The organism is Streptomyces sp. A5-4, from assembly GCF_051131715.1.
In the GTDB taxonomy this organism is placed as follows: Bacteria; Actinomycetota; Actinomycetes; order Streptomycetales; family Streptomycetaceae; genus Streptomyces.
Map to the genome: position 1 here is coordinate 9,054,348 of NZ_CP178591.1, position 16,240 is coordinate 9,070,587.

Sequence of the window (16,240 nt, forward strand, 5' to 3'; positions counted from 1 at the left end):
GTACAAGTACCGGTACGAAGCGAGAGCGGATCCGGTGGCAGGCCGTGGTGGACCGGGCCCGGGAGATCGTGGAGAGCTACGAGGGCGGCGTCACGCTGCGCCAGGTCATGTACCGCCTCGCCTCCGCTGGCGTGCTGCCGCACACGCCGTCGATGTACCGGCACCTGTCCGCCCACCTCGCGAAAGCCCGCCGCGAGGGCCGCTTCCCCGACCTGATCGACACCCTGCGCGAAGTCCACGTCCCGCCGGCCTGGCCGGACGCGGGCACGTTCATGCACGAGAGCCCCGACTGGTTCGGCCTGGACCTCACCCATGGTCAGTCGCACGCGCTGTACGTCGCCGCTGAAAAGGACACCCTCCGGCAGCAGCTGACCGGATGGCTCGCCCCGGCGGGCATTCCCGTGCTCGTGGTCCGCGGCTTCGGCTCCCAGTCCCCGTCTGACCCCGGCAGGAGCCGACGCGCCCGATGCGCTCTTGGCACAGCGCCGTGCCCCGCCGGTCGGACGGTCGGGGGCACGGCGGGTGTGGGTGCCTATTGGTTACGGGGTGATGGTCACGGTGTACCACTCGTGGTCCAGGATGCGCTCGGTCAGCACAGCACGCCCGTACTCGCCCCCCGCTTCCGTGTTCTGCTTCAGGGGTACGTGGCTGCGGACGCAGTTCTGCGCGGGGCCGAGGTACCTGAGCTTGTCGACCTCCCACTGGAAGGTGGCGGAGTTGAACCACGGGTGGATCTCCGCGCACAGGTTCCCGTTCGTGCCGCCCTGGCTCGAAGCGGCGAACGGGAACTCGTCACACGAGTCGGGCTCCGCCGTGACGAGGATGGGCTTGAAGGGGTTCGGCGCGGCATCACAGCTCTGGTAGCGATTCTGCTTCGTCGTCGGGGCGTTCTCGTCCTCCTCATCACTGCCCCGCTGCAGGGGCGCCTCCTTCGTGCCGGTGTTGCCGCCCTTCAAGTTGTCCTGGGCCCACCGGTAGGTGATGGCCGCAGCCCCGTACTGCGCGATGGAAATCTTCACGTCGGCCATGTGCCCCATCACGATGCACCCCGACGTACGGCCCACGGCCTGGTCACAGCGCAGTTCCGGGCCGTACCAGGTGCCCAGGGGGATTACCCGCTCGTCCGCCTCGGTGGAGGTGAGGTCCCCGTGGTAGGTGGGCCTGACCACGCTCTGGCCGCCTTTGCCCACGGTGGTCTTGTAGACGACGAAGTCCTCCTTCGTCTCGCCAACGCCGATGGGCACGTACTTGCCGCCCCACGCCTTGGCCTTGTACATCGTGCACTGCCCCGAACACGAGGGCCCGAACGCGAACAGTATGGTCCCCGTGCCTGCGGCCTCGGTGACCGTGGCGCTGATCGTCTCCTGCCAGGTCTGAGCCTTCGGGTCGATGGCGGCGGCGCGGGTGACGAAGTGGAGCGCGGCCACCAATATGACCTTGCCCTCCTTCGTCTTAAGCGTGTAGGGGGCGTTGGCCTCGCGGCAGTAGGAGTGGCGGGTGTCCTCCTCCTTGCAGGAACGCGCGGACGCACGGGCCTTGGGCCCGGCCGCGACCGGCGGCACGGCGTCGCGGGGGCCGTCCCCCGCGACGCAGTCGACCACGCCCACGCCCTCCTTGCCGACCTCGCCGGGCGCGGTCGGCACGCAGCCCTTGCCCGCCACAGCGGCGCCCGCCTTCGCCGGTGCTGCGGCGGCGGACGCCGTGGTGGTGGTGAGGGTGGCAGCGGTCAGAGCGAGTGTGGCTATCGCCATCAGGCAGCGTCTTGCGCGTTTCACGATGGTCCCTCCGGTGGTGGTCCGCTGGTCACGCGGCCGTACAGATGATCGAGATGGTAGGAACCACCGACCGGGCTCAGGTTCGGAATTCGCAACCTTGTCCGGAATTCGCGACCGGTCCACAGCGGCGGGCGGGCCGCACCGCCGGAACAGGCCATTCCGCCCAGAATGATCACACTGGCCGATTACGGCATCCCCCTGTCGCCTTTGGTGGCGCTATGTTCACTCGCGCTCAGCACCATCACACCGACCACACCAACGGCCGGGTTCCCGCCCGTGCGCGGCCCGGCCCATGGGGGGAAAATGCGTCACACCAGACCGACCGGCCTCCTCGGAAGGGGGCTCGTAGCCCTCACCGCTGCGGCTGCCTCCGCGATAGCCACGATGAGCCTCGCCTCACCGGCCACGGCCGCCCCGGCCAAGCCCGCCGCCGCCCCGGCCAAGCCCGGTGACACATGCACCCCGGCCGACCTCGGCACCCGCCACCCCTACATCAAGAGCGCCGAAGTCACCCCCACCATTACGCACTTCAAGGGCTGGTACGTCACCGACGGCTCGACCGGCTCCCAGACCGTCGACACCAGCACCCAGGAAACCATCTCGGTCTCCGTCGGCCTCAACGGCAACATCCAGGGCAGCTTCCAGGTCGAAGCCCTCGGCATGGTCGGCGGGACCGTCGGCCTGAACGTCCAAGTCAACTACACCCACACCAGCAGCACCAGCAAGTCCATCAGCTGGAACTTCCAAAACCCCGGCTACTACGGCCTCTACGAGGGGACCAAGAAAGTCACCGGCACCTACGGCAGCCTCAACTGCAACCGCACCGACCTCGGCGGCGGCACCTACGCCCTGAAGTGGGTCGAAGGCCCCGACACCGGCTCCTACACCACCTACACCGCCCTCGAAGAAGGCGCGGTGCGCTGCGAGGACAAGGTCCCCGCCAACAGCATCATGGCCAAGGCCCAGGTCCTGTTGGACTGCGGCTCCCCCGCCGCCACCGCGAAGCACCCGGCAGGTCCCGTCCCCTCGGCCAAGGCCGACCAGGCCAAGCACGACGCCGACAACGCCGCCACAGCCGCCAAGGCCGCCCAGAGCATGAAGGCAACCCAGGCCGCCAGGCCCGCCCCGCGCGCCGCCCTGAACTGCCAACCCGGCGTCTACAAGATCGACGTTCCCGGCAAGCCCCTGAACTGGAGCGCACCGCTCCGGGCCAACGACGGCACTCGCCTGCGGGAATCCAATTGGACCAGTGCCCACCTGGACAACTGGCGCCTGTGCAACGTGACCGAGCGCAACGGCGTCATCGAGGCGTCCCTGTGGAACTGGGGCAACGGCGGATGCGCGACCATCCCGGCGAACATCGCCAACCAGGAGCAGGCCTACCTGACGACCACCACCTGCGGGGAAGACGACCTCCAGCGGTTCTACATCTACCGCGACGTACCCGGCAGCACGAAGATCGGTCTGCAGAACAAGTACACCGGCTCCATGATGGGCCACAACCGGTACGCGGACGGGGAACTCATCCGCCAGTACTCCAGCGGCAGGCAGGACGGCACGGGTACATACACCCTGACCGGAGTCTGACGGCCCCCACCCCGTGAGCACGGCCCCGCACGTGAACCCCCGGCCTCCCGGCTCCGTGCGGGGCCTTCCGCGTCTCTACCCCGAAAGCGCCCCGGCGCTACCCAACACCCCGAACACGCCCGCCAGTTGATTCACTACACCACGGCAAGGGACACGACCCGTTTCTCTTTGCGCCGAAGTCCCAGACCGATCCCGCCGAGGGTCTCGTCGACCGCGTGCTCGAGATAGACCTCGAAGGCCGAGACTGCTTCCTTGATCGAGATCGCGCGAAGCATCCACGCCGCGTCAATCTGTGACGAATCCGTTAGTGATCACTAGATGGGTGACGCGTTGATCTGGGGATTTAGTGATTGTTTCAGGATTTTGGGCTGTTGTGTGGTGCGGCCCTGAGCTTGGGCTTTCGCTGAAGCGTCGGAAGCTGCGAGGGCTCTGAGGTGCACGTTCAGTGCTCGTCTCGGAATGCAGTGATCGGCGCGGGATTTTCATATCGCTGTGTGGTTCGGGTTCAGGGCGTCACGCGTCCGCGCCTGGCTGCTTGGTGCTCATGTTTCCCACTCCAGTCCGAGGTCGGCCAACGTGGGGGGCTTGTCGGCGACGCTGCCCGTCACGTCAGGGGCTGAACCAGCGCCGGTCCGCGGCACGGGTGTTCATGCGGGTGGGGTGTTCAGGGCGGTGGGAGGAGCCAGTCGTCTGACACGGGGCTCCTGGCCCGGTACGGGTCGGCGAGGAGATCCTGTACGGCTCGTTCGGCCCGCCATCGCGTGGCCGTCCTGCTCGGTCCGCGGCCGCCCTTGTAGAGCGCGGGGGTGCCGTCCGTGCTCTGCCAGTCGAGCGACCATGCCCACGCACCGAGGTGCACGGCCTGGGAGAACAGGGGCCGCCCCTCGAATTCCTTCTTGTCGACCGAGGCCCACACCAGCACCTCCGGCCCGGGTACGGGGACACGCACACCGGCACACAGGTGTCCGGTGCCGGCCGCCTGCCACAGCAACTCAACGGGCCGCACCTGGGCTGCCGCCAGTTCCGCCGCGTACCCGACCAGGGCGCCGATCTCCCACACCAGTGCCAGGACCAGCGCCCCGCGCTGCAACGACGGCCAGTGGCCCGGCGCGTCCCACACCAGCACATCGACCGCATCCCCGATCCGGTCCTCGTTCAGCAGCACCTCCAGCTCGAACCCCGCCACCGGCCCCGCCCGAAACTCCGGGCCGCCACCCGCCGTCTCCTCCACGAGCTCCAGCGCCACACCGACCACGTGCTGCTCCACGGACATCCCGATGGCCACCTCGCGCAACTGCTCCGGTGGCAGTCGCTCCAGCAGGTGCTGGATGTGCTCCAGCACGGCGGTGTTCGCTTCACCCAGATCAGGGAGTGTCACGTGTGGTGAGGGGAGTTGGCCCCAGAGGGCGCCAGCCGACCACAGGTCCTCGAACGCGCGGACGTCGTCCACACCGTCGCGTTCCTCGGCGAACCCCAAGGCACCCTCGACCACTCTCAGAGTGGCCGGGCTGTGTACGGCTCCCAGGTGGCCGGTGTACCGGCACAATGCCGCCGCCCGGCCTTCCGCCCGGCCAGCACCAGGCTCACCCGCCCGAGCCGCCCTGCCCCCGCACTGTCTCCCCTCACGACGCCCTCCCGCTGACGGTGCCCTCCCGCTGACGGTGCCCGCTGCCCACTCCAGTCCGAGGCCGGCCAGCGCGGTGAGTTTGTCGGTGGTGAGCTTGGCCCGGCGGCTCTTGCTGTTGCTGAGGAACACTCCGAGCTTCACCTCCGACCCGTCCTCAAGTCGCTCTACGTGGGCCCTGGGGACCGCCACAGAGCCGGTACGCGCCAGGGCCGCCACGCCCTTCTCGAAGGCGCTCACAGCCGCCTTGGCGGTCTTGGGGGGCTCCGGGGGCTCCGGCATGACGCCGACGGTCTCCAGGAGCTCGCGCTGCCCGCCCGTCAGCCCTGCCCAGACCGTGTGCTGACGCTGCCTCACCAGCCACTTCCCCACGTCCATGCCGTGGACGGTGAACCCGGGCAGGACGTCGGAGTGGTCCTCTTCGTCGGTCAGCAGCTCCCGCAGCGCCGCGTAGTGCCGCTGCCATTCCGCCGGCCACGCCGGGTTCCAGTGCTCATCCACGGCCTCCAGCGCGCTCTTCCACTCGGGGTGATCGGCCAGCGCACCCGGCCGCCGCAAATTCGAGAGCCATTGCCCCACCGGCCTGTCCAAAGCAGCTGCGGTGCGGGGTGCGCAGAGGGTCCAGTGCTGCTCGTAGTACGCCTTGGCCGCCTCCAGGTTCTCCTGAAAGCGTTCGTCCGCGAGGGACCAGACCATGCCGAGCTTCTCCAGCCGCCCGGCGCGCAGGCCGGTCATCTGCCCCGCCCCGTACGCCCGTCGCTGCTCTGCGACCCACTGCCCAAGAGGGAAAGCACCCTCCTTGAGCCCGTACGGAACCCTGGCGTGAGCCTCACGCTCCGTGAACTTTTTGAGCGACGCCCAGCCGCGCGCCCAGTCCTGGCGCTCGGTGTCGATCACGTTGAAGGACACCCAGTCCGCGACCATCACCGGATCACGCGGAGCAGCAAAACGAAGCAACAGCCGGGATTCTTCCTCACCATCCTGCGATGTGCCGCTTTGGTGTCGGTGGGTGGGTGTCAGTGATGGTGTGTCAGGTCGGGGTTGTTTCGCTGGTCGGGTGTTGTAGGTAGAGCAAGGTCACTGACACGGGGCGGTACCTGGGGGCGGGTGTGGCTGTCGTGGGCCGGTACACCCCGTCCCGCTCCACTGTCTCGGGAACGGCACTTCTGATCCTTCTGGTGGTTGTGCGGCGGCACGGTGGTCGGTGTCGGTGTCCGCCGGGGGAGGGGTGTGGGGTGGGGGAGTCGGGCGTGTGGGGTGAGGTGGTTTCGGGGTTGAGGGTGTCCAGGCCGGTGCTGGTTGGGCGGCTGTTGGAGCTGGATGCGGCCGGGGTGTTGACGTCGGCGCATGTGCGGGCGGGTGCCCGGGCCGGTGGGGTGGATGTGCGCACGGTGTGGCGGTGGCTGGAGGCGGCGCGGACGGAGGGCCGTGTGGAGCGCAGGCCGCGGGCCCGCCTGGAGTTGTCCGACCGGGCGTGGGGGGTGTTGGCGCAGGCGGGTGGGAACGTGTCGGTGCTGCACCGGCATTTGAAGGATGCCGGGGGCCAGGTGCCGTCGCTGGCGTCGTTGCACCGGGTCGTGCGCCGGGACGTGGAGGCGGGCAGGGTCCTGCCGGACCGTGCGGTGGTGCGGCGGGAGCGGGAGGAGCAGCACACGCGGGAGGCGCTGGCTGACCTCGCTCTGGCCGGGCCGCGTGAGGGCGGCGCGGCGAAGGCGGCTGCGCGCCGACTGCCGCGCCCTGTGCCGGCGGCGTCTGCGGTCCTGTCGTCGGGGGAGGGCGGTGCGGTGGCGGGTGTGGTGTTGCCGGCGGGTGCGCGGTTGGTGGGGACGTCGTCGGTGCGGGCGGTGGCCGAGGCGGTCGGGCAGGCGATGGCGGCGGAGGGCGCGGTGTGTGTGTTCGGCGATCCGGGCCGGGGCAAGACCGTGGCCGTGCGGATGGCGCTCGGCGAGGTGCCCGCGGGCTGGAGGGTGACGTGGGTGCCGGTGCCGGTGCGCCCGTCGGTGGCCGGCATGAGGCGGGCGGTCTTCGATGCTCTGGCGTTGCCGGGCCGCTTCCCGCACACGTCGGCGCTGGCCGACGCCGTAGTCGCGGGGGCCCTGGGCGAGGCGCGGGTGCTCGTGATCGATGAGGCGCAGCGCCTGCCTGTGCCGTGTCTGGAGTACCTGCAGAGTTTGTGGGACCACCCGGGTACGCGGATCACGCTAGTGCTGTGCGGGGCGGGCAGCGAGCGGGCGTTGTCCCGGCTGCCGCAGCTGGCATCGCGCATCGGCGCGTGGCAGGAGGTCCCACGCCTGGCCGCAGCGGAAGCGACGGCCGCGGTGACCGCTTTTCATCCGCTGTGGCGCACCGTTCCGGCCGAGGATCTGGGGTGGATCGACCAGTTGTGCGCGCACGGCACGTTCCGCACGTGGGCCGCTTTGACCACGCACCTGCAGAACGCGCTGCTGACCACCGCTGATGCGGCCGTCGACCGGGCTTTGCTGGGACGGCTGCTGCGCAGGGTCGCGCCGCCGCTGTGAACCAGGCGCTCCGGCAAGAGACGGGAGAGCGATTGCATGCGCCCGGCACCCGGCACGTACCCGACGTCCCACCGCGCGAGGGGAACTGACATGGAGGACGGTGACGCTGTCCGCGCAGTTGGCGGGTTGCCCGCGGCGTCGAGGACGGCACTGCGTGGCCCTGCCGTACGCCGGCTGCTCACACTGCGGGCCGGGGGAAAGCTGACAGCCAGCCATGTACGGGTGGCTGCGGACGCGCTGGAGGTGTCGGAGCGCACGGTGTGGCGGTGGCTGGCAGCTGCTGAAAGCGATGAGACCGCGGCCGCCCACCCGGGCGCTCGGTCCCGGGACGGGGCGAGATTCACGATCACGCCCGACGTCCGTGGGCTGCTGGCACTGTGGAAGGGCAACGTGCGGGCGGTCCACCGCGAGCTGGTCCTGCGCGCCGCCCAGCAGTCCCCGCCCGCAGACGCACCGTCGCTGACGACGTTGCACCGCGCGATCCGGCGTGATCTGACGCCGGGGGAGCGGGCCGGGCTTACGGGTGGGGAGCGGGCCGCACGGAAACACGATGTGTTCCTGGCCCGGCCACGCGGCTGGCGCAACCAGGTGTGGGAGAGCGACCACATGCAGGCCCCGGTGCTCGTCGATGTCGACGGCAAGGCCCGCAGGCCGTGGATCACCTGGTTCACCGACTGCGCGACGAACGCGATCACCGGTGTCGCCGTCACACCGGTGCCCCCTTCGCGGGAGTCGGTGTTGGCCGCGCTGCGCTCCGCGGTCCTGCGCGAGGCCCCCTACGGCCCGTTCGGCGGCCTGCCCGAGAAAGTGCGGGTGGACCGCGGCAAGGACTTCTTGTCCCGGACGGTGAGTGCCGCGTTCGATGTCCTGGACGTGACGGTGGAGGACCTGCCCGCCTATACCCCCCACCTCAAACCTCGGGGTTCATACTGCGCCTCTTTCGGTTGATGCGGCGGGTGTTGGGTTGTCGACCAGTTCGTAGGCCGGTGGTCGGCCGGTGCGGGGGCGGGTGAAGTCGGGGTCGGGCAGGTGGTATAGGTACTCGCCCTTGTCGTTGGCCAGGCGGCCGCTCAGCAGTCCGTCGTCGCGCCACTTCTTGACGGTCTTGGGGTGTACTTCCAGGCGGCGGGAGATCTCGCGCAGGCTGACCATGCCCAGGTCGGCCAGTCGTTGGGGGTGGCTGAGGAGACGGTGGGCGGTGCGGATGTGCTGAATGATCCGGGCCTGGAGGGGGTGTCCGCTGCCGCTGAGGTGGCCGCGGTCGGTGAGGATCTTGGCGATCTGGCCGTCGGTGTGGTCGTCCAGGAGCTGATCGATGGCGGTGACGACTTCCGGTGGAGTCTGGCGGATCTGCCAGGACGCCAGCGGAACGGGCATCGTCAGGGTGTGTTCCTGGCCGCCACGGAGGCGGACGTGCGCGGTGATCTGCTCGGCGCGGGCCAGGGTGACGTCGGTGATCAGTAGCCTGACCAGGCGTTTGCGTTCCCGCACCGGGGTGGCCGGGTCGTTCCACAGTTTCGGGAAGTCGCTGGCCAGAGCGGTGATTCGGGCCCGCTGAGTGTCATCCAGGGCGCCGATGCCGGAGGCTTTCGTCTTCTCATAGGTGTCGGTGGCCTCGGCGAGTTCACGCAGACAGGCGTTCCAGTCGGCCTCCAGACTGGTGGCGACCAGGCGGTTGTCCGGGTCGACCGCGAGATAGCGGCGCCGGGCCAAGTCGGCTTGGTAGCGGGCACGTTCGACGGTGGCGGCCCGCAGCCGGTCGGCGTCGTCCGCGCGGGTGGCCAGTTCCTCGGCGACGGCCAGGGCGGCCTCCAGCGCGAGCGGGGTCAGTGCCTGTACCAGCAGATGTCCGACGGCGGCGTCGACGCCGGCGCCGTGAACGCGCTGGCAGACGGGGTTGCCGTGCTCGATGCCTCTGGCCTGGCAGACGTACTCGGGCTCGACACGGTCTTTGCGCTGGTGGTAGCGCACGGTCATGCGGCGTCCGCAGATCCCGCAGACCGTGATGCCCTGCAGCAGGGCGGGGCCCTCGCGCGGCGGGCCGTGCCGTCGGTCTTTCCCGTGAGCGGTGGCGTTGGCGACGAGTTTGGCCTCGTTGGCCTCGTACTTTTCGAAGGTGATGAAGCCGGGGTGGTGGCCTGGGAAGAGCGCGATCCACTCCTCGCGTGGTCGCAGCTGTGGCCCGCTCTTCCCGCTGCCGGGGCTGCGTTTGTGCTGGTAGCGGCCGTAGAAGAACGCTCCGGCATAGCGCGGGTTGTGCAGGATCTTCAGAATCCGTGAATGCGCGGCCGGCGCCCAGACGACCTTCCCTTTGTCCGGGCCGTGCTTCAGTCGCCGGGGCAGTCGCAGACCGTCGTGGTTGAACGCCTTCACCACAGCGGTGGCCGAGCCGGTGGCGTCGAAGTAGTCGAAGACCGCGCGGATCGCGGCGACGATCGCGGCATCGGGGTCGAGTACGACCTTGCCCGAAGGGTCGTAGACCAAGCCGATCGGAATAGGACTGATCAGGTCCCCGCGCCGGGCTTTGGACAGCTGTCCGCCCCGAAGACGTGCCTTGAGCAGGTGCAACTCCGCCTCTGACATTGATCCTTTGAGACCCAGCAGCAACCGGTCGTTGAAATCACAGGGGTCGTAGAGGCCGTCCTCGTCCAGGATCAGCGTCCCGGACATCGCGCAGATTTCCAGGAGCCTGTGCCAGTCGGTGTTGTTGCGCGCGAGGCGGGATACCTCCAGGCCGAGCACGATTCCGGCGTGGCCCATGCCGACCTCGGTGACCAGACGCTGGAAGCCCTCCCGGTCGGTGGCGGTGGCGCCGGACTGGCCCTGGTCGGTGTCGATGACGATGATCCGGTCGGCGGGCCAGCCCAGCGCGATGGCCCGGCTCTTGAGCCCGTACTGCCGCACCGTCGACTCGGTGTTGTGCAGGACCTGCTTGATCGAACTCTGGCGGACATAGAGATACGCGTCCCGGGTCAGATGATCAGCAGTCACCTTGAGCGCGGGCCCGAACAGTTGCTCATCCATCTCCCACTCCAGTACGTGAATCGCGCAGGTCAAGGGGCATGCGCCAGGACCATTCGGGACCAGACACGGATGATTTCCGGCTCCACCGGTCCCGGCAGGCTCGGTGGCGCCGCCGAGACCGGAAGCCGTCGCGGGACGGCGCTCACCAGGGCGGCGGTCACCCGCAGGAACGTGACCAGACCCTTGGCGGCCAGCACCGCGAGCCCGTGCCGCGGCCCAGCGGACGCCCCGCGCAGACGCTCGTAGTTCTCAACGCCCGCGGCAACGTCCGGTTCAGGACCGGACTATGGGCTCCTCCGGGTCGCTGGACTCCCGCCGACGAGCCAGTGCCCGTTCCACCGACCGCGGATGGACCGGAAAGCCGAAGACGGCCTCCACCCGCTCGGCCAGCTCCCGGGACTTCAGGGCCGGATCGGTCGCCAGCCAGCCCTCGACCTGCACCATCACCGCCTCGGTGAGCTTCAGCGGACCCTTAGCCTTGATCCACCGATTTGGTGCCTGTGGGTAACTTTTGGGAAAACGAAGAAGTGCCTTGTGACCTGCGATGATGGGAGTTCTTGAGGCTTCCAGCACACACAATCAGCAAGGCACTTCCGAGATGCAAGTTTCCCATACCCGGGCGGCGGTCTCCGCTGCGTTCGACGACGAGAATCTGATCGCGCATGCCGGGCTGGTCCCGGTGATGCGGCTGGCCGAGCGGTGCGGGCTTTCGCGCCTGGCGGCGGAGAAGGTGAAGCTGACGGGGGCGGCGAACGGCGCGGGCGCGTCGGCCGACGCCAAGGTCACCAGCATCGTGGCCGGGATGGCCGCCGGGGCGGACAGTATCGACGACCTCCACGTCCTGCGACACGGTGCGATGCCTGTCGTCTTCGCGGGCATCCGTGCCCCGTCCACCCTGGGCAGCTTCCTGCGCGCGTTCACCCACGGTCACGCACTCCAACTCCACGCCGTGCACCGGAAATTCCTTGCGGAGCTGGCCGCGCATACCCCGCTGCTGCCCGGCGCCGACGCGATGGCGTTCATCGATGTCGACTCCACCCACAAACGCGTCTACGGCCGGACCAAGCAGGGCGCCGAGTACGGACGGTTCAAGGGCATCCGCACCCTGCACCCCCTGCTGGCCACGATCTGCACCCCCCGGTCGAGGCCGGTGATCGCCGCGGTGCGAATGCGCCGCGGCAAAGCGGCCGACTCCCGGGGCGCCCCGAAGTTCGTGGCCGAGGCCCTGGCCACCGCCCGGGAAGCCGGCTGCACCGGCACCCGCATCCTGCGCGCGGACTCGCAGTTCTACAACGCCGGTGTGATCGCCGCCTGCCGCCGGGCCGGAGCCCACTTCTCGATCACCACCGGCATGAACCCCTCCATCAAACGGGCCGTCCACGCCATCCCCGACCACGACTGGCAGCAGATCACGTACCCGACCGCGGTACCCGACCCCGACACCGGTGAGCTCATCTCGGACGCCGAGGTCGCCGAGATACCCGCATACACCGCGTTCACCGGCCGCAAGAAGAGCGAGCACGTCACCGCCCGGCTGATCGTGCGCCGGGTCCGTGACCTGGCCAAACCCGCCGTCGTGGGCGAGCAGGGCGAACTGTTCCCCCTCTGGCGCTACCACCCCTTCTTCACCGACAACCCGGCCCAGACCCTTCAGGCCGAGCGGGAACACCGCCACCACGCCGTGGTCGAGCAGGTCATCGCGGACAGCAAAGCCGGAGCTCTGGCCCACCTGCCGTCTGGACACTTCAATGCCAACGCGGCCTGGCTGACCCTGTGGGCGATGACCTACAACCTGCTGCGGGCCACCGGTGCACTGACCTCGCCCTTCCACGCCAAAGCCACCACCGCCACCCTGCGCACCCACCTCGTCCACGTCCCCGCCAGGATCGCCCGCTCCGCACGACGCCTCACCCTGCACCTGCCACGCAACTGGCCCTGGCAGCAAGCCTGGACACACCTCTTCGACACCGTCCACGACCCACCCCCGCCAGCCTGATCCCCTGACCACCCCGCCCACCAGGGCCCAACCGGAACCGAACACGTGGAAACGCTGGGCAGACCAGCGGCTACAGGCTGCCCAACCTCAACGGACATCCCGAACCCGGCTCAGAAATCAGTCAGAAGATCACTTTCAGACCACGTCGGTGGATCAAGGCTTAGGGCCCGGCTTCCCGGCGGCCAGGGCGCTCGGGCCGCCGGCGTCCAGGGCAGCGGCGACCTCATAGAACGCCTGACGGCAGTACCCGAAGGCACGGGCCGCCTGCGTGACGGGCACCTTGTCGATCCGCACCCGGCGCACCATCTCGTACTTGACCTGCACCACGTCCCTGGCGTCGCAGAACCGCGAGGCCAGAAACACCACGTCGGTCACCTTCTCCGGGCGCGGGTTCAGCGACCGGGTCGCCACCAGCGCCGCCACCTTCGGGTCCTCCACCATCGTCGTCATCAGTCGCCTCTCTGCCCAAATTCCTGTCATCAGGTTCGCGCCGACCCCGTCGGCGGCCAAGGCCGCCGACGGGGCGCACGGAGGCAAACCAGCAGGTGAAACGCGCTACCGCCGACGAGTTTCGCGCGCCCCGCCTTCCAGTGAAGCCCGGTGACGGCGTGGATCAGGCGACGCTCACGGCGCCGATCCGCCGACACCTCGAACCTTCAGGGCATCCAGGTGATCCGCGACGGCGAGCAGATCCGTGATGCGGAACGGGCAGCGTCCCGCGGCCAGCACCACGAACGGATCGACAGGGTCAATATCGGTCCACGCCGCAGGCAGCGAGGTCACCGCCCCGTCCTCACCGACCATCGAGACCCGGTCCTCGTCCCAGGTATGCCGACGATCCACGAACGCGAACTCCTTCCCGAACCACGGGTGGAACCGGTGCGTGACCCGCACAAATCCAGGCCGACTGTCCCGATCGGGTGCAGTCGACGACTCGCGATAAGGGCACCGTCGAGGGTCTCAACCGGGCGGTGGAGAGCATGTTCCTGGCCGCGCTGCCCGGCTTTGTCCGTCAGCCGCGCCCCGGTAAGCGGGCTTCCCGCCCGAAGGACGAGGTGCTGCTCGGCTTCGAGGATTTCACCGACCGGCTGCTGGCCTGGACCCGGTGGTGGAACACCGAGCACTGTCCCGCGCCGTTGCGTGGCCGGACTCCGCTTGAGGCGTGGCAGGACGATCCCACTCCGCTGCGGGAGGTGCCGGCCACGGACCTGTGGACGTTCACCCTGGAGGACGCCGGTACCCGCATGTTGACCACCCGCGGGGTCCGTTTCAGGAAACGTGACTACGTGGGGGCGTGGATGACCGGCCAGGGCGGCATCCGGGTCCGGGTCCGTTTCATGCCCCACCACGACCACCGTATCGAGGTCTACCACGCGAACACCGGCCGCTACCTGGGCCCTGCGGACCTGGCCGATCAGGCAACCGAGGAACAGCTCAGTGCTGTACGGCGGGCGCGGGCCGCTCGCGCGCGCCGACTGAAGAGGGACCTTCAGGCCTCCCAGCGGGAGCGCTACGCCGCCGCCACCCAGCCCGAGGCACCTCAGCGCCTCGGCGCACTGACCACCGCGCAGGCCGAGGCCGAACTCGCCCGGACTGCCCACACCGACCTCGCACAGCTCGCGAAGCCGGACCTCATCCCGCCCGCCGCGCCCCCGCCCGACTGGCGTACCCCTGATTCCCTGGCCGCGCTGACCGCGCTGACCGCGCCGGGCCCGCCCGTCCCGCACCTGTCCGGCCGTGATGGCACTTCCGTCCCAGACGGCCGCGACGGGCGTCCCGCACCTCCCACCACCGACGAAGACGGAGACGCCTGATGACCGCGGCCACCTACCAGTACGTCGATCTGCCCGAAGCCTCCGTGGTCACCACCCGCGCCCTTCTCACCGCCCGGGAGAACATCACCGACACCGTCGCCGCGCGCGCCATGATGTGCATTCACGGCGGTGCCGGCTTCGGCAAGACTCTCGCGGTCAACATCTGTCTGCGCGCACTCGAACCCGCCGAGGACGTCCGCCGGGTCACCTTCCGGGCCCGGCCCACCGCCCGCGCGGTGCGCTACGAGCTGTTCACCGCGCTTGACCTGGCCGGCGAACCACCGCGCCACCTCAGTGAGTTCGACCGTCTGCTGAAGACGGCTCTGGCCGAACATCCCCGTACGTTCCTGGTGGACGAGGCGCAGTGGCTCAACGGTGAGGCGTTCGAGTACTTCCGCTATCTGTGGGACGAACCCGCTACCCGGCTCGCGATCATCTTCGTCGGCGGGGCGGGCTGCCACACGGTGCTGCGCCGCGAGCCGATGCTCTCCTCCCGGGTCTTCATCTGGCAGCAGTTCACCCGGCTGACCCCCACCGAGGTCCTGGAGGTGATCCCGCTGTTCCACCCCATCTGGGCCGACGCCGATCCGGGCGATATCACCTTTGCCGACCAGCATGCCGCGCACGGCAACTTCCGTGCCTGGGCCCAGCTGACCGCCCACGCCCGCACCGCGCTGGCCCGCACCGGCCGCTCTCGCGTCGATGAGGACCTGCTGCGCTGGGCCTTCAGCCGCCTCGCATGACCACGATGGCGCCCGCCGTCCCGCACCCGGGCTCGGAACTGCCGGTCGTCACGCTGGTCATGGATCCTCATGACGACGCGTTCCACACGCACATGGCCCTGGCCGCCCACCGTCCCGCGGCCGGCCGGATCACCTTGCACCCCGGCCCCGGAACCACCAGCGAGAGGGCTCTCGCCCACGACCTTCTGGCCGCGCTGGGCAGACCGCCGCTGCTGCCGGGCCGCTTTCCCGGTGGCCGGCAGTCCGCCTGGGAGGCCGCCACCGCCTGGATGGCCGCCCTGCCGGTCACCCGGCTCACCGTCCTGCGCGCCCACCGCCTGACCGCCCGCCGCGCCGAGCGCCTTCTGCAGCTGCGCGCCGTCACAGGCACCCACCTGACCATGGTCTGTCACCGACCCCACCTTCCCGCCGCCCTGCACCAGGCCCTGCAGACGGTCGATCACGTGGTCATCACCGACTCCGCGGCCGCACACCGCCACCACGACGACGGTTCCCCCGCCCCCGCGGACGAGGCGGCCGGCGCCGGCCGGCGGTCCGGTCGCTGGATCACCCTGCCCGCCCTGGACCGCCTCGTCTCCTATGACAGCCCCACCCCGTGCCGGGCCTTGTGCACACCGCCGCCGATCGTCTGGCGGCACCGTCCGCAGCCCCCGCCTCTCACCTCGCGTACCGCCGGTGAAGTCGCCCGCCGGCTGGCCGGCGCGACCGCCCACCCACGCCTGGCCGCAGCCCTTGCCTCCGCACTCTTCACCGGCGCCTCCCTCCAGCAGCTCGCCACAGCCCGCCCCGAGGATTACGACGACGCCGCGGCCACGCTCGCCCTGCACGACCGCGCCCGCTACACCGACGGCTGTGCCGCCTACCCCGTGCCCCCGTGGGCGCGCGTCTTTTTGCGGGCCGCGGCCTGCTTCGCCCGCCTGGTAACCGGCAGCGACCAGGCCCTGCTTGCCGCACTCGGGGACCGTACGCATCTGCTGCGCCTGGCGGAGGAGGCCAGGCTGCGCCCGCCGCAGCCTGGCGCCGGCCGCCGGGCCGGCCGCGTGGAGTGGGACTGGCGCGAGCAGCAGGAGGCCAAGCGGTACGACGCGATGGCCGGACGCGGGGAATCCTGGCGGGACTGACTTCGGCTCGCCGGCCGGGTCTCCCTGCCGGTCCCGT

14 protein-coding genes are annotated in these 16,240 nt (G+C 69.8%); 7 read left to right on the plus strand and 7 right to left on the minus strand.

The window, feature by feature from the left end:
* Window positions 1-539 precede the first annotated feature (539 nt).
* Entirely contained in the window at window positions 540-1,775 is a 1,236-nt protein-coding gene (locus tag ACLLJJ_RS42480) for a NucA/NucB deoxyribonuclease domain-containing protein (protein ID WP_434600164.1), read from the minus strand.
* A gap of 303 nt (window positions 1,776-2,078) precedes the next feature.
* On the opposite strand from ACLLJJ_RS42480, the gene ACLLJJ_RS42485 reads away from it, so the two are divergent.
* Window positions 2,079-3,362, plus strand: coding sequence for a hypothetical protein (locus ACLLJJ_RS42485; RefSeq protein WP_434600165.1), 1,284 nt, complete (start codon window positions 2,079-2,081; stop codon window positions 3,360-3,362).
* A 134-nt stretch (window positions 3,363-3,496) separates the two neighbouring features.
* On the opposite strand, the gene ACLLJJ_RS42490 is transcribed toward ACLLJJ_RS42485, so the two are convergent.
* Together ACLLJJ_RS42490 and ACLLJJ_RS42495 are read right to left on the minus strand one after the other, a co-directional pair.
* Window positions 3,497-3,637 (minus strand): hypothetical protein, encoded by a 141-nt coding sequence (locus ACLLJJ_RS42490; protein ID WP_434600166.1) that lies wholly within the window; start codon window positions 3,635-3,637, stop codon window positions 3,497-3,499.
* Window positions 3,638-4,026: 389 nt separating this feature from the next.
* Window positions 4,027-5,943 carry a helicase associated domain-containing protein gene (locus ACLLJJ_RS42495; protein WP_434600167.1) on the minus strand — a complete coding sequence of 639 codons (1,917 nt, stop codon included), beginning with the start codon at window positions 5,941-5,943 and terminating at the stop codon, window positions 4,027-4,029.
* Window positions 5,944-6,266: 323 nt separating this feature from the next.
* Here ACLLJJ_RS42495 and ACLLJJ_RS42500 point away from each other — a divergent pair, with 323 nt between their 5' ends.
* Window positions 6,267-7,505 carry an AAA family ATPase gene (locus ACLLJJ_RS42500; protein WP_434600680.1) on the plus strand — a complete coding sequence of 413 codons (1,239 nt, stop codon included), beginning with the start codon at window positions 6,267-6,269 and terminating at the stop codon, window positions 7,503-7,505.
* Between the two features lie 90 nt (window positions 7,506-7,595).
* Window positions 7,596-8,453: a transposase gene (locus tag ACLLJJ_RS42505; RefSeq protein ID WP_434600168.1), complete on the plus strand. Its 858-nt coding sequence runs from the start codon at window positions 7,596-7,598 to the stop codon at window positions 8,451-8,453.
* Here the strand turns inward: ACLLJJ_RS42505 and ACLLJJ_RS42510 are convergent.
* Together ACLLJJ_RS42510 and ACLLJJ_RS42515 are read right to left on the minus strand one after the other, a co-directional pair.
* Window positions 8,430-10,529, minus strand: a complete 2,100-nt coding sequence (locus ACLLJJ_RS42510) for a recombinase family protein (protein ID WP_434592529.1) — start codon at window positions 10,527-10,529, stop codon at window positions 8,430-8,432. The two genes, ACLLJJ_RS42505 and ACLLJJ_RS42510, sit on opposite strands and share 24 nt — an antisense overlap.
* A 273-nt stretch (window positions 10,530-10,802) precedes the next feature.
* Window positions 10,803-10,973 carry a hypothetical protein gene (locus ACLLJJ_RS42515; RefSeq protein ID WP_434600169.1) on the minus strand — a complete coding sequence of 57 codons (171 nt, stop codon included), beginning with the start codon at window positions 10,971-10,973 and terminating at the stop codon, window positions 10,803-10,805.
* A 154-nt stretch (window positions 10,974-11,127) separates the two neighbouring features.
* Between ACLLJJ_RS42515 and ACLLJJ_RS42520 the strand changes: the two genes are divergently transcribed.
* Window positions 11,128-12,525, plus strand: coding sequence for an IS1380 family transposase (locus ACLLJJ_RS42520; RefSeq protein ID WP_434588185.1), 1,398 nt, complete (start codon window positions 11,128-11,130; stop codon window positions 12,523-12,525).
* A 153-nt stretch (window positions 12,526-12,678) separates the two neighbouring features.
* Here ACLLJJ_RS42520 and ACLLJJ_RS42525 read toward each other — a convergent pair whose 3' ends face one another.
* Entirely contained in the window at window positions 12,679-12,975 is a 297-nt protein-coding gene (locus ACLLJJ_RS42525) for a helix-turn-helix domain-containing protein (RefSeq protein ID WP_434600170.1), read from the minus strand.
* 174 nt (window positions 12,976-13,149) lie between these two features.
* Complete coding sequence (locus ACLLJJ_RS42530; RefSeq protein ID WP_434592523.1) at window positions 13,150-13,419, minus strand: DUF5372 family protein; 270 nt, start codon at window positions 13,417-13,419, stop codon at window positions 13,150-13,152.
* A 26-nt stretch (window positions 13,420-13,445) separates the two neighbouring features.
* Here ACLLJJ_RS42530 and ACLLJJ_RS42535 point away from each other — a divergent pair, with 26 nt between their 5' ends.
* Genes ACLLJJ_RS42535 through ACLLJJ_RS42545 form a run of 3 tightly spaced genes read left to right on the plus strand, consistent with a single transcriptional unit; the run spans window position 13,446 to window position 16,203 of the window.
* Window positions 13,446-14,339 (plus strand): Mu transposase C-terminal domain-containing protein, encoded by an 894-nt coding sequence (locus ACLLJJ_RS42535; protein WP_434600171.1) that lies wholly within the window; start codon window positions 13,446-13,448, stop codon window positions 14,337-14,339.
* Window positions 14,339-15,082: an AAA family ATPase gene (locus ACLLJJ_RS42540; RefSeq protein ID WP_434600172.1), complete on the plus strand. Its 744-nt coding sequence runs from the start codon at window positions 14,339-14,341 to the stop codon at window positions 15,080-15,082. Before ACLLJJ_RS42535 ends, ACLLJJ_RS42540 begins: the two co-directional genes overlap by 1 nt.
* Window positions 15,079-16,203 carry a hypothetical protein gene (locus tag ACLLJJ_RS42545; protein ID WP_434600173.1) on the plus strand — a complete coding sequence of 375 codons (1,125 nt, stop codon included), beginning with the start codon at window positions 15,079-15,081 and terminating at the stop codon, window positions 16,201-16,203. The genes ACLLJJ_RS42540 and ACLLJJ_RS42545 overlap by 4 nt, the downstream gene beginning before the upstream one ends.
* The last annotated feature ends 37 nt before the right edge of the window (window positions 16,204-16,240 follow it).

Coding starts and splice junctions, on each gene's coding strand:
- ACLLJJ_RS42485 (WP_434600165.1), top strand. CDS start 2,079: ATGCGTCACACCAGACCGACCGGCCTCCTCGGAAGGGGGCTCGTAGCC.
- ACLLJJ_RS42490 (WP_434600166.1), bottom strand. CDS start 3,637: ATGCTTCGCGCGATCTCGATCAAGGAAGCAGTCTCGGCCTTCGAGGTC.
- ACLLJJ_RS42505 (WP_434600168.1), top strand. CDS start 7,596: ATGGAGGACGGTGACGCTGTCCGCGCAGTTGGCGGGTTGCCCGCGGCG.
- ACLLJJ_RS42510 (WP_434592529.1), bottom strand. CDS start 10,529: ATGGATGAGCAACTGTTCGGGCCCGCGCTCAAGGTGACTGCTGATCAT.
- ACLLJJ_RS42515 (WP_434600169.1), bottom strand. CDS start 10,973: ATGGTGCAGGTCGAGGGCTGGCTGGCGACCGATCCGGCCCTGAAGTCC.
- ACLLJJ_RS42520 (WP_434588185.1), top strand. CDS start 11,128: ATGCAAGTTTCCCATACCCGGGCGGCGGTCTCCGCTGCGTTCGACGAC.
- ACLLJJ_RS42525 (WP_434600170.1), bottom strand. CDS start 12,975: ATGACGACGATGGTGGAGGACCCGAAGGTGGCGGCGCTGGTGGCGACC.
- ACLLJJ_RS42540 (WP_434600172.1), top strand. CDS start 14,339: ATGACCGCGGCCACCTACCAGTACGTCGATCTGCCCGAAGCCTCCGTG.
- ACLLJJ_RS42545 (WP_434600173.1), top strand. CDS start 15,079: ATGACCACGATGGCGCCCGCCGTCCCGCACCCGGGCTCGGAACTGCCG.